Origin of the sequence: Streptomyces alboflavus (assembly GCF_000716675.1) — a bacterium.
GTDB classification, from domain to species: Bacteria; Actinomycetota; Actinomycetes; order Streptomycetales; family Streptomycetaceae; genus Streptomyces; species Streptomyces alboflavus.
Genome location: NZ_JNXT01000003.1, coordinates 389,750 through 400,299, shown reverse-complemented (window position 1 = coordinate 400,299; position 10,550 = coordinate 389,750). Strand labels below are relative to the sequence as shown.

At 70.7% G+C, this 10,550-nt stretch carries 12 protein-coding genes and 2 pseudogenes; 6 read left to right on the top strand and 8 right to left on the bottom strand.

Features of this window, described 5'->3' with window-relative positions; genetic code table 11:
- Positions 1 to 120, bottom strand: a pseudogene (locus OO63_RS46585) (transcriptional regulator); the annotation flags it as partial.
- 288 nt (positions 121 to 408) lie between these two features.
- Positions 409 to 882 (bottom strand): carboxymuconolactone decarboxylase family protein, encoded by a 474-nt coding sequence (locus tag OO63_RS04620; RefSeq protein WP_030356626.1) that lies wholly within the window; start codon positions 880 to 882, stop codon positions 409 to 411.
- Positions 883 to 1,014: 132 nt separating this feature from the next.
- On the opposite strand from OO63_RS04620, the gene OO63_RS04615 reads away from it, so the two are divergent.
- On the top strand, positions 1,015 to 1,899 hold the full coding sequence (locus OO63_RS04615) for a sigma-70 family RNA polymerase sigma factor (protein ID WP_030356625.1): 885 nt from the start codon (positions 1,015 to 1,017) through the stop codon (positions 1,897 to 1,899).
- Between the two features lie 33 nt (positions 1,900 to 1,932).
- On the opposite strand, the gene OO63_RS04610 is transcribed toward OO63_RS04615, so the two are convergent.
- Entirely contained in the window at positions 1,933 to 2,493 is a 561-nt protein-coding gene (locus tag OO63_RS04610) for a hypothetical protein (RefSeq protein WP_030356624.1), read from the bottom strand.
- A gap of 211 nt (positions 2,494 to 2,704) precedes the next feature.
- Positions 2,705 to 4,036 carry a flavin monoamine oxidase family protein gene (locus OO63_RS04605; protein ID WP_051810536.1) on the bottom strand — a complete coding sequence of 444 codons (1,332 nt, stop codon included), beginning with the start codon at positions 4,034 to 4,036 and terminating at the stop codon, positions 2,705 to 2,707.
- An 80-nt stretch (positions 4,037 to 4,116) separates the two neighbouring features.
- Between OO63_RS04605 and OO63_RS42025 the strand changes: the two genes are divergently transcribed.
- Positions 4,117 to 4,656 (top strand): TetR/AcrR family transcriptional regulator, encoded by a 540-nt coding sequence (locus OO63_RS42025; RefSeq protein WP_051810535.1) that lies wholly within the window; start codon positions 4,117 to 4,119, stop codon positions 4,654 to 4,656.
- Between the two features lie 270 nt (positions 4,657 to 4,926).
- Positions 4,927 to 5,937 (top strand): DMT family transporter, encoded by a 1,011-nt coding sequence (locus OO63_RS04595; protein WP_078618909.1) that lies wholly within the window; start codon positions 4,927 to 4,929, stop codon positions 5,935 to 5,937.
- Positions 5,938 to 5,954: 17 nt separating this feature from the next.
- Here the strand turns inward: OO63_RS04595 and OO63_RS45285 are convergent.
- The 3 genes and pseudogenes from OO63_RS45285 to OO63_RS04585 all read right to left on the bottom strand — a co-directional run.
- Positions 5,955 to 6,119, bottom strand: a pseudogene (locus OO63_RS45285) (VOC family protein); the annotation flags it as partial.
- A 63-nt stretch (positions 6,120 to 6,182) separates the two neighbouring features.
- Entirely contained in the window at positions 6,183 to 7,022 is an 840-nt protein-coding gene (locus tag OO63_RS04590) for an ATP nucleotide 3'-pyrophosphokinase (RefSeq protein WP_106983271.1), read from the bottom strand.
- 231 nt (positions 7,023 to 7,253) lie between these two features.
- Positions 7,254 to 8,024 carry an alpha/beta fold hydrolase gene (locus OO63_RS04585; RefSeq protein WP_030356619.1) on the bottom strand — a complete coding sequence of 257 codons (771 nt, stop codon included), beginning with the start codon at positions 8,022 to 8,024 and terminating at the stop codon, positions 7,254 to 7,256.
- A 139-nt stretch (positions 8,025 to 8,163) separates the two neighbouring features.
- On the opposite strand from OO63_RS04585, the gene OO63_RS04580 reads away from it, so the two are divergent.
- The 3 genes from OO63_RS04580 (at position 8,164) to OO63_RS04570 (ending at position 9,769) form a co-directional block, all read left to right on the top strand.
- Positions 8,164 to 8,796, top strand: a complete 633-nt coding sequence (locus OO63_RS04580; protein WP_030356618.1) for a TetR/AcrR family transcriptional regulator — start codon at positions 8,164 to 8,166, stop codon at positions 8,794 to 8,796.
- Positions 8,793 to 9,209 (top strand): Dabb family protein, encoded by a 417-nt coding sequence (locus OO63_RS04575; RefSeq protein WP_030356617.1) that lies wholly within the window; start codon positions 8,793 to 8,795, stop codon positions 9,207 to 9,209. The genes OO63_RS04580 and OO63_RS04575 overlap by 4 nt, the downstream gene beginning before the upstream one ends.
- A gap of 203 nt (positions 9,210 to 9,412) precedes the next feature.
- Positions 9,413 to 9,769 carry a DUF6191 domain-containing protein gene (locus OO63_RS04570; RefSeq protein WP_051810533.1) on the top strand — a complete coding sequence of 119 codons (357 nt, stop codon included), beginning with the start codon at positions 9,413 to 9,415 and terminating at the stop codon, positions 9,767 to 9,769.
- A gap of 127 nt (positions 9,770 to 9,896) precedes the next feature.
- On the opposite strand, the gene OO63_RS04565 is transcribed toward OO63_RS04570, so the two are convergent.
- Positions 9,897 to 10,400: a hypothetical protein gene (locus OO63_RS04565; protein ID WP_030356615.1), complete on the bottom strand. Its 504-nt coding sequence runs from the start codon at positions 10,398 to 10,400 to the stop codon at positions 9,897 to 9,899.
- Positions 10,401 to 10,550 lie beyond the last annotated feature (150 nt).

Genomic DNA, 10,550 nt, shown 5'->3' with positions numbered 1-10,550 from the left:
GCGAGAGGTCACGGGCGTGGTGAAATAGCCGGCGAGAGCATCGAGCTGACGCGCGACGGCCTCATGGCCTTTGACGCCACGAGCACCGTACTTCCCGAAGTCGCGGACCCTCTCCGACATCTCAGAACCTCCCGCACGACAATTCACTCACCCGGCATGCACACCATCCATAATACCCCAACTCCCGCCACCACACCCGCAATTCCGCACCCATTCGAGTATCCCCATATGACATCCCGGAGCGGTGATGATTTCCGCCGCCCCGGGTGACAGGAGCAGTGACTGACTGAATGTCGGTTGTTCGCTTCTTTTCCGTGCCGATGGCCGGAGCCCAAGGAATGGGCTCCGGCCATCAGTGTTTTCCCTTGTGCACCGACCGTCCGCCTGTGGCGATCGGGGTGCTGCCGGTTATCCGAACTGACCCGGCTGGTAGTCCCCCGCGGGCTGCTGAATCATCACGTTCAAGCGGTTCAGGGCGTTCATGAGCGTGATCGTCGACACCAGGGCGACGAGCTGGTCCTCGTCGTAGTGCTGGGCCGCGTCCGCCCAGGCCGCATCGCTGACGCCGCCCGCGGCGTCGGCGATGCGGGTGCCCTGTTCCGCCAACTCCAGGGCGGCGCGCTCGGAATCGGAGAAGACCGTCGCCTCCCGCCAGGTCGCCACCAGGTTCAGGCGCACCGGGGTCTCCCCGGCGTGGGCGGCGTCCTTGGTGTGCATGTCGGCGCAGAACCCACAGCCGTTGATCTGGCTGATCCGCAGAGCCACCAGCTCCATCGTCGCCTTCGGCAGCGACGTGGCCAGCAGCGCCTGGCCCGCCGACACGAGGTACTTCACGTGCTTGGCGCCGATCGCGTTGCCATGGAAGTCCATACGGGCCTTCATCGTCATCTCCCCATCTCGGGCCTGACCGCTCCCCCACAGGAACGGAGGCGGCTGTTCGCGGGACCGTGTGCGTCCCTGCACATCCGACGAGGCAGCCCCGCCGGATGTCAGGCCAGGAGGGAAGGTAACAACGTGTCTGAGGCCCATCCCGTGGATCCGATCTCCGAGGCCTTCGAGTCCCACCGCGTCCGGCTCCGCGCCGTCGCCCCTCGCGTGCTCGGCTCGCACGCCGACGCGGAGGACGTGGTCCAGGAGGCGTGGCTGCGGCTCTCCCGCCAGGACACCGGCGCCATCGACAACCTCGGCGGCTGGCTGACCACCGTGGTCGGCCGCATCAGCCTCGATGTGCTGCGGTCAAGCCGGAACCGCCCGCACGTCGGCCTCGACGACCAGGGGCCCGAATGCACCGTGGTGTTCAACGACGCCCCCGCCCCCGAAGAACTCGTGGAGCTGGGGGACTCCGTCGGCCTCGCGCTCCTCACCGTCCTGGACTCGCTGCGTCCGGACGAACGCCTGGCGTTCGTGCTGCACGACGTGTTCACCGTGCCCCACGCCGAGACAGGCACGATTCTCGGCGAGTCCGCCGACGCGACCAAGATGCTCACGAGCCGCGCCCGCAGGAAGGTCCGGAACGTACAAGGTGGCGAGCCGCCCGTCGGAACCGCACGGCAGCAACGCGAGGTGGTTCACGCCTTCTTGGCCGCCGCACGCGACGGCGAGTTCGAGCGGCTTCTGGAAGTCCTGCACCCCGAGGTGAAGTTCACCGTCCACACGCCGCAGGGTCAGTTCGTCACGCTCGGAGCCACCGAGGTCGCCACCCGCGCGCGTGTGGCCGGCGGCGCCGCTCATGGACGTACAGCGACCGTCAACGGCCGCCCCGGCGTCATCTCCTGGAAGGAAGACGGCACCCCGGCGTCCGTCCTGGCCTTCACCGTCGTCGACGGCCGCATCACCGAGGTCACCGCGGTGATCGACCCGGCCGAGCTCGCCCTGATGGAGCTGCCGGCCCCGGCATGACTCCCTGGCCGGGTCGCGCACGGCGGGTCGGGTTCAGTCGGTGATGTACCAGTCCTTCTTCAGATACTCCAGGGTGTAGCTGCCGAGGTCGCTCTCGGAGAACGTGGCGGAGGACTTCACCGCTGCGACCGGCATCTCGATCTTGGCGGGTGTGCGCACCACGACGCGCTGCGGGTCGACCGTCGCGGTCCTGAGGGCCTTCTTCTGCGTGGGCGAGATCATCTTGAAGACGGTGGCGTACGACGACTTGCAGGGGCCCGCGCCTTCGTCCTCCGCCTTCTTCGCGGCGGGACCGGCCACCTCGCAGACCGTGTCGACGTCCTCACGGCCGAGGGCGTGGAGGTACTGCTCGTAGCGCTCGATCGCGCCCTTCTTCGTCCTGGGGGCGGGCTGGACGCCGCTCGGGGTGGCCGACGGCTTCTTGGAGGGTGCGGACTCGGACGGTGTGGACGACGGTTCCTTCTGCTCCGTGGACGCGGACGGCCGCGACGGCTTCGTGTCCGCGTCGTCCTTCGACTTGTCCGGGCCGCACGCGCACGCCACCAGCACCACGCCCGCCGAAACCGCCACATTCACCCACGTTCGCGCTCTCATCCCGGTCCCTCCAGTCACTCTGCCACCAGCCGACAACACACCAACCTCTCACGCGGGGCGCGGAGGAACGGTTCCCTGACCAGCCCAGGTGCTGTGGCCTGCCCGGTCCGGATGCGGTGAGCGGTATCCCGCGGGCGGGTGGCTCTTGCGATGACCTCTCCGCGCCCGGATCGTGTCACCTGCCCCCGGGTGCGAGTCAGTCAAGGACCGGTCAGTCCGGTACGACGAGGCGGTCCCGGAACCTCGTCTCCGCCTGGAGGACTTCGTCGGCGGCCCGTTCGCCCGAGCGGATCGCGCCCTCGATGTAGCCGGCCCACTCGGTGGCGGTCTCACTGCCGGCCCAGTGCACGCGGCCGACGGGGGTGCGCAGGGCGGGGCCGACGGTGGTGAGGACTCCCGGGGGGAAGTAGGCGTTGTATCCGCCCCGGCAGTACGGGTCGTCGGACCAGTTCTTCTCGTGCCAGTCGACGGGGTGGGCGGCGCGGGGTCCGTATCCGCGGACGAGGGACCGGACGATCGCCGCCTTGCGTGCAGCCGGGTCGAGGCGGGTCAGGCGCCTGGCCGCGGGCCCGTTGGCCAGGGTGCACAGGAGGCCGGGGCCGCCCGGGCGTGAGGCGTCGAAGGTCATGGGGCCGTCGAGGTCGAGTGCGAGGCCCGACAGTCCGTCCCCGCGCCAGAAGGGCGTGTCGTACACGGCGAACGTCTTGAGGGCCGCGCCCATGGGCGTGCGCTGGGTCAGCTGGTCGCGGGCGGCCGGCAGGGCCGGGGTGTAGTGGATGCGGCCGGCCAGGGGTGGTGGGAGCGCGACGATCGCGCGTGCGGCGCGTACGCCGGCGATGTGCACGTCGTCGCCGGTGTCGTGGATGGATGTCACCGGTGTGTCGAGGCGGACCGCGTCGCCGAGTTCGGCGGCGATGGACCGGGCGGGGCCGTCCGCGCCGTCGACGAAGAGGGCGGCCGTCGTCTCGGCTTCCGTGCCCGCCCTCACTCCGCCGGTGCCACGGATGGCGGTGATCAGGGCGAGCATGGACACGCTGGCCACGTCGACCGACAGTTCCGCGCCCAGGATCGCTTCGGCCAGGCGGTGGGCCTGGGGCACGGGGAGGCGGCGGCGCAGCCAGGTGGCGACGGTGGTCGAGTCGAGACGCTCCGCCTGGGCGGTGGTGAGGGTGCGGGTGGTGAGGCGGTCCAGGTTCCAGAGCGCCAGCGCGAGGACCGCGGTCGCGTGCGGGGGCAGCGGAGGGAGCCGGCCGGAGAAGCGGCGGGGCGAAGTCCGGGACAGGAGGACGTTGTCGCCCTGGGTGTGGCCGGTGAAGGTCTTCGCGTCGTAGGCGCGGGCCAGGGCGGCGAACCGGGTGTGGGCGGGGGCGATCCACTGGCCGCCGAGGTCGAGGGCCCAGCCTCCGGGGAGCCGTGCGGTGAGGGTGCGGCCGCCGACGCGGTCGCTCGCCTCCAAGACGAGGACGTCGAGTCCTGCCGTGCGGAGCCTGCGTGCGGCGCACAGCCCCGCGTAGCCGGCGCCGACGACGACTGCGTCAGGCATCTCCACTCCCCCCCTTTTTTGCATCAGTTGTTTTACAACGAGCGTTGCACGAAGACTGCGGGGCGTGCAAGAGTGGCTGGGTGCCCCGTCAGGTCGACCACACAGCCCGCCGTCGCGACATCGGCGCCGCGGTCCTGCAGATCGCCGCCGAGCGCGGCTTCCGCGAAGCGACGATCCGGGCCGTCGCCTCGGCCGTCGGCGCTTCCACATCGCAGGTCACGCACTACGTCCGCGGCCGCGACGAGCTGATCCGGATCGCCGTGCGCCACGAGGTCGAGGCCCGGCAGGCCCAGATCACCGAGCTGCTCGCCGACAGTGAACGTCCCCTGCGCGCGCTGGTGGAGTGGGCGGTGCTCGACACCGGAGCCGACGCGCGGCGGATCTGGCTGGCGATCGTCCTCGGAGCGCGGACCGAGCCGGTCGTACGCGCCGAGCTGGAGGCGTTCAACCACTGGTGGGACGCCGAGCTGCGGCGCCTGGTCGGCGGTCCTGACGAGGCGGACGTCGTCGATGTCCTCGTCGGTGGGCTGGTCATGGCCGGGTTCGAGGCGGCGGAGGAATGGTCGCGGGAGCGGCGGTTGCGGGTGGTGGACGCGGTGCTCGCGCCGCTGGGCGCCTAGCTTCCCCGCCGGGTGCTCGGTGTCAGGTGGCTGAGGTCGGGTGCCTGAGGTCGGGCGCCTGACGTCGGGTGCCTGAGGTCAGGTGCCGTTACGCGAACATGATGTCCGAATGCCGCCGGTGATCGACCCGTAAGCACGCGAGCCTTTACGTGTGCGGCTCGCTGCGGGCCGCTGACCCACAGAACCGTGGACCTTGCGAAGCCGTCGGCCACCGCGTCGATGCCGTGAGCTCCCTGCTGTGTCGGAGCGCGAGGAGCACGGGAGTACGTCATGACTCGGCCCAGGGCGGAAGGTTCGCGTGCGGTGCTCGGCCAGTTCCTCCTGCTGGCGCTTGCCTGGGGGGCGAGCTTTCTGTTCATCAAGGTCAGCCTGGTGGGGCTCTCGCCCGCTCAGGTGGTGCTGGGGCGCATGCTGGCCGGAGCGGTGGCGCTGCTCGCGGTGACGGTGGTGACCCGGCAGCGGCTGCCACGGGACGCGGCGGTGTGGGGGCACCTCGCGGTCGTGTCGGTGCTGTTGTGCGTGCTGCCGTTCTCGCTGTTCGCGTGGGCCGAGCTGCACGTCTCGTCGGGGCTCGCCAGCATCTACAACGCGACGACCCCCCTGATGACGCTGCTCATCGCGTCGGTCGCGCTGCCCGGTGAACGCCCGAACCGGGCCCAACTGGTCGGTCTGGTCCTGGGGTTCGCCGGAGTCGTGGTGGTCCTCGGGCCCTGGCGCGGATTCTCCGGGGGCGAGGGCGCGGCTCAGGCGGCGTGCCTGCTGGCGACGCTCTCCTACGGGCTGGCCTTCGTGTACATCCGCCGGTTCGTCTCGCCCCGCGGCCTGTCGGCGGTCCCGGTGGCGACGGTGCAGGTCTGTCTCGGGGCGGCCGTCATGCTGCTGCTCGCACCGTTCACCGCGACCGCGGCGGTCCAGCTGTCCTGGAACGTCGTGCTCAGCGTCGCGGCGCTGGGTGTGGCCGGTACGGGGCTGGCGTACGTGTGGAACACCGACGTCGTGGCCGCGTGGGGCGCCACCAGCGCCTCGACCGTCACCTACCTCACCCCGGTGGTGGGCGTGACACTGGGCATCGCGGTACTCGGCGAGGCCATCTCCTGGAACGAGCCCGTCGGGGCGACGATCGTCATCGCCGGAATCGCCCTCGGCCAGGGCCGCCGCATCCCCTCGCGACAGCACCTCGGACCACTCCCCCGTCGGGCGACTGCCGCAGCACACCCCGCCGAACACACCGAACAGACCGAACCCGCACGCCCCGCGGAACCGACCCGTCCAGCTGCCTGACCGGCACGATGCTCACAGGAATCCCGCTCCTGCGGCGGCAGCGACTGCCTGTAGTCGTCCCACGTGGCGAAACCCTCTGGAGGCGGCGGTACGACGTACCCGAGCACCTCGCACCAGAGGCGGGCGAGACGCTCGGGTTCTGCGCAGTCGAAGGTCACTTGGACCTTCTTGATCATTGACATCGGCGCACGGCAACAGGGGGCTCTGACGGCGGTGCGGCCGAGCCGGGCCTCACACCGCGGGACTCACGCCACAGGCGTCAGGGCCGGGACCGGGGCCAGAGCAGGCGCGGGCGCTGCGAGTTCGGGGGCGCCGTCCGGCACCGGCACTGCGGCGAACAGCGCGTTCTGCTGCGCCTGGAGTTCCTTCTTGCGCTCGGGGCTGGTCGTGGGCAGCCGCTGCTCCTCGTACAGCTTGTGCGTCTCCTCCTGCGCGTACTTGCTCGCCGGGGTGTGGAACTGCACCTCGAAGCGCTGCCGCGAATCAGGCGCGCGCCAGCCCGTGTTGAGGCCCTTGTAGCCCTGGGCGCGCCCCCAGGTGTTGCTCCACTTCGTGGTGTCGTTGCCCCATGCGGACAGCACCTGGGAGGCGAGGGTGGCGCCGCTGACGTACTCGTCGTCGGGCCACTGGAGGGTGTAGCGCACCGCGTCGTTGAGGCGGGCGAGCGCCTCGTCGACGGTGTTCTCGGGGTACGCCTTGAGGTCGGTGGCGACTTTCCGCTTGAGCGAGTCGGGCGACTTCAGGCGGTGCTCGAACCCGATGAGATCCGCCCCGCTCAGTTGCGCGGCGGCCCGCACGTCACGGGTGATCGCCGGCTCGGCCTGGCGGGCGCGCGCGACGTAGGCGTCGACCTTGCGGTTCTCCTCGGCGCTCAGGCGCAGCCCGTCGCCTTCCCAGCCGCCGTCCGGGACATCCTGGGCCGACCCCGCACCGGCGCGCGGCGCGGCGGCGGTCACGGTGGTGTGCTTGCCGGTCTTGTGGGCGCTGTCGGCGGCGGTCGCGGTGAGAGCGGTGGTCGCCGTGGTGAAGGCGAGGGCGGCGGTCAGTACAGCGGCGCTTCGGCCGAGGTGGTGCCGTGAGGTCATGAGCTGGGAGTGTCCCTTCTGGGCGCATGGCACCGCCCGCCGCAGACAGGATGGCGGGCGGTGATCGTCGCCAGGGACAACGGGGTGGACTCCGATGGGGTGTCGGGAATCCGCCCGGTCGGTGGATGTTGGCGCGAAGTCGGCGCCCGGCGGCGGAATCGCCAGAGGCGCGCGGAGACGAACGGGGGACGCAGAGGCAAGCCGGAACGTGCGGGGACGGGCGGGGAGCCTCTACCGTTCCGGCTGGTGCGACAGGAACGCGCGCACGGTCGCGGCGAACGCGTCGGGGGCGTCGTGATGCACCACATGTCCGGCCGCGATCTCCGCGAGCCGCGCCCGGCCGCCCCGGCGGGCGATCATTTCCTGGGCGTGGGCCTCGGCCAGTACCTCGCTGTCCGTTCCGCGGATCAGCAGGGTCGGGCAGGTCACCGACTCCCAGTCGCTCCAGTGGTCGCCGGTGAGGGCCTTCTGGGTGAGGACGGTGTCGTCGATGCCGAAGGAGTATCCCCAGCCGTCGTCGAACTGGCGCATCGAGTACGCGAAGTAGGGCGCCGTCCAGCCGATGGCCGAGGCCAACGCCTCCCGGGACGGTGCCCTGCGCGGAAGTTGGGCCGTGAACCTCCAGTCGATGTCCACGACGGCGCCGACGTCCTCGACGACGAGGGACGTGACCTGGTCCGCGTTCCGGGCGGCGTACTGGTAGGCGTTCACGCCGCCCAGGGAGTGACCGAGGATCGGCACCGGACCGAACCCGAGGTGACGGTGGAAAGCCGCGATGTCGGCGACGAAGTCGGCCCGTTCGTAGCTCTCGGCGCGGTCGGACTCGCCGTGTCCCCGCTGGTCCAGGGCGATCACTCGCCACTGCGGCGCCAGTGCCTCCGCCAGCGGGCCGAACACCGCGGCCTCGTTGAAGTTCCCGTGGAACGCCAGCAGCGGAAGACCCGGACCGCCGAAGTCGAGGAACGACAACCGCTGTTGACCGACTGTGAAGAACTCACGCATGGCGCTCATGCTACGGGCCGGCCCGCAGTTGCCCGCTCCGGCGCGGGGTGGACACGGATCCCACTGACCGGGTTGACAGGTTCGGGGGCGCGCGAAATGCTAACAGCGTTAGATTTTCTAACATCGTTAGGAGTTCGTGGTGGGGAAGCGGGAAGAGGTACGGCAGCGGACGTTCGCCGAGATCCTGGAGACAGCGGGTCGGATGGCCGAGACCGAGGGCTGGCGGGCGGTGACCATCCGGCGGATCGCCGCCGAGATCGGCTACAGCGCGCCGGTGATCTACCAGCACTTCCCCAGCAAAGAGGCCGTACTGCACACGCTGCTTGAGCGGGTCAACGGCGAGTTGGCGCAGCGGTTGCGGGCCGCGGTGGCCGGTGAACCGGCGGCACGGGGCCCGCACCTGGCGGCGGTCGCGTATCTGGAGTTCGCCCGGTCGCGGCCCGGCGTGTACCAGCTCATGTCGGGCGCGCCGGGCACGGACGTCGACGCCTCCACCCGCCGCGCCGCCGCCGACGACGTGATCGCCTTCACGAGGGAACTCATCAGGGCGTGGGCGGCCGAGACCGGAGCCGAGCCGGACAGTGTCGAGGACGCCTGCGACCTGCTGTGGGGCACACTGCACGGCCTCGCGAGCATCGGGGCGATCGAGGACGTCGGCTTCGACCGCGCCCTGCGCCTGGCCGACCAGGCGGTGACGGCACTGCTCGGCTACTGGTCGGCACCGACCACGGACCCCGCAGGCCATCCGCAGACCACCGAGGGAGAGAAATGATCTACCACCACAACCGCTTCACCTTCAAGACGACCGCCACCGCCCGGCAGCGCGAGGAGGCGCTCGCCAGCCTGCGCGACCAGGGTGAGTCGATCGACGCGGTCACGCGGTACGTCGTCGGCAGAGACATCGGCGGCGAGTTCGAGTACGGCGCCGTCTTCGTCATCGAGGACCTCGACGGCTACTGGGAGTACCTGATGGCGCCCTCGCACGCCCGCACCGACCGGATCGGTCTGCCGCTGGTGGAGTCCTTCGTCTCGTACGACACCACCGACAGCGACGACCCCGACATCTCCCGGAAGATCGCCGACCTGCACGCGCGACGCTACGCCGGTGACCCGGCCCTCACCAAGCTGGTGGCCGACCTCCCCTCCTACACGGGCAGCAGCGCGCCGACCCCCAACAGCGTGTAGGCCGTATCCGTCGCCGGGGCGGTGGGCCGGGGAGCAGGTCCGGTGGTGCCCTCCCGTGACAGCGCCTCCGCCGTACGGGGGATGCGGATCATTCGCAGGTCCGATCCCCGTGCGCCGCGGATCCAGCAAGGTCGTCCCATGACCATCAGTCAGACCAGCGGGACGGCCACGGCGCCCGCGACAACTTCCGGCGGGGTCCTTCCGTGACGATCTGGCTCCTGTCGTTCCCGGCGTTCGTCTGCCAACTGGTCCTGTTCGCCCTGGTGGAGAGCGTGTGGCGATGGTTCACGGGGCTGGGGCTCATCCCGTGGCTGCGCAGGCGCACGGGGCGGTCGTTGTCGAACACGGCCTTCGACGAGTTCACGGCCGTCGTGAACGGCAACAAGACGGTCGAGATGGAGCAGCGGCGGGTGGAGCTGCTGCTGCGGGACGACGAGGGCGACGGTGCGCCGCCCCGCTCCAGCGTCGACCTGGCCAACGGCACGGCGTTCATCGTGGTGCCCCAGGGCGTGGACAGCGCGGGTGCGGGCCGGCGCGAGGTCCGTGAGGGCCGACCGTGAGGTGTTCGTGCGCCGGTCCTCGGCCTCGCCGCCCTCCGGGACACGGGTGCGCAGGGGTCTTTGCTCACCCCTGTAGAGCAAAGACCCCTGCGCGACAGCTACGGGCGGCCGGAGACCCGGCCGTCGGTCAGAACCTCCAGGGCTTGCAGTTCAGGAGCCTCGTCGTCCCGACCTTGCGGTCGCAGGCGTACGCGACGACCTTGTCCTTGCCCCTGAACGACCACGACTTGGTGCTGTTGACCACGGCCACGCGGTTCTTGACCGTCCGCCACCTGCCGCCGTTGAACTCGTCGTACTTCAGCGCCAGGACCGCCTCGTAGCCGTCACCCGCCGCCCGGTCCTGAGCCCTCGCGCCCGAGAACTTGCCGTCGTAGAAGGCACGGCCGTGGACGGAGCCCGCGTACCAGTACTGGTACTTCCCGCTGATCCTGGCCTTGCCGCTGCCGGACGCCCCATGGAAGGCGAAGGGTCCTGCGCTCGCCGAGCGGGGGCTCTTCTCGTCCTGTGCCGCCGCGCCGGCGGCGCCGGCGGACGACGCTCCGCCGATCACGAGTCCCGCGAACGCTCCGGTGACGCCGATGTTCGTGGCCGCCTTGCGCCAGCGAGTGCGCGGCTTCGTCGATGCAGACATGTCCCGTCCCTCCCCTTCCGCGGGCCGACCCCGGTGGAGAGGTCTGTGGAACCCGCGGATCGAGAGCGCGGCAGGACCCGCGCCGAGGCGGGCCGTTGCCGTGCTGATGACGAAGAGTTCACAGCGTGCGGCGTTTTTCAGCACCCCGCT

Coding starts and splice junctions, on each gene's coding strand:
- OO63_RS04585 (WP_030356619.1), bottom strand. CDS start 8,024: ATGCGTGAGTTCTTCACAGTCGGTCAACAGCGGTTGTCGTTCCTCGAC.
- OO63_RS04565 (WP_030356615.1), bottom strand. CDS start 10,400: ATGTCTGCATCGACGAAGCCGCGCACTCGCTGGCGCAAGGCGGCCACG.
- OO63_RS04605 (WP_051810536.1), bottom strand. CDS start 4,036: ATGCCTGACGCAGTCGTCGTCGGCGCCGGCTACGCGGGGCTGTGCGCC.
- OO63_RS04590 (WP_106983271.1), bottom strand. CDS start 7,022: ATGACCTCACGGCACCACCTCGGCCGAAGCGCCGCTGTACTGACCGCC.
- OO63_RS04620 (WP_030356626.1), bottom strand. CDS start 882: ATGAAGGCCCGTATGGACTTCCATGGCAACGCGATCGGCGCCAAGCAC.
- OO63_RS04610 (WP_030356624.1), bottom strand. CDS start 2,493: ATGAGAGCGCGAACGTGGGTGAATGTGGCGGTTTCGGCGGGCGTGGTG.
- OO63_RS04575 (WP_030356617.1), top strand. CDS start 8,793: ATGATCTACCACCACAACCGCTTCACCTTCAAGACGACCGCCACCGCC.
- OO63_RS04595 (WP_078618909.1), top strand. CDS start 4,927: ATGACTCGGCCCAGGGCGGAAGGTTCGCGTGCGGTGCTCGGCCAGTTC.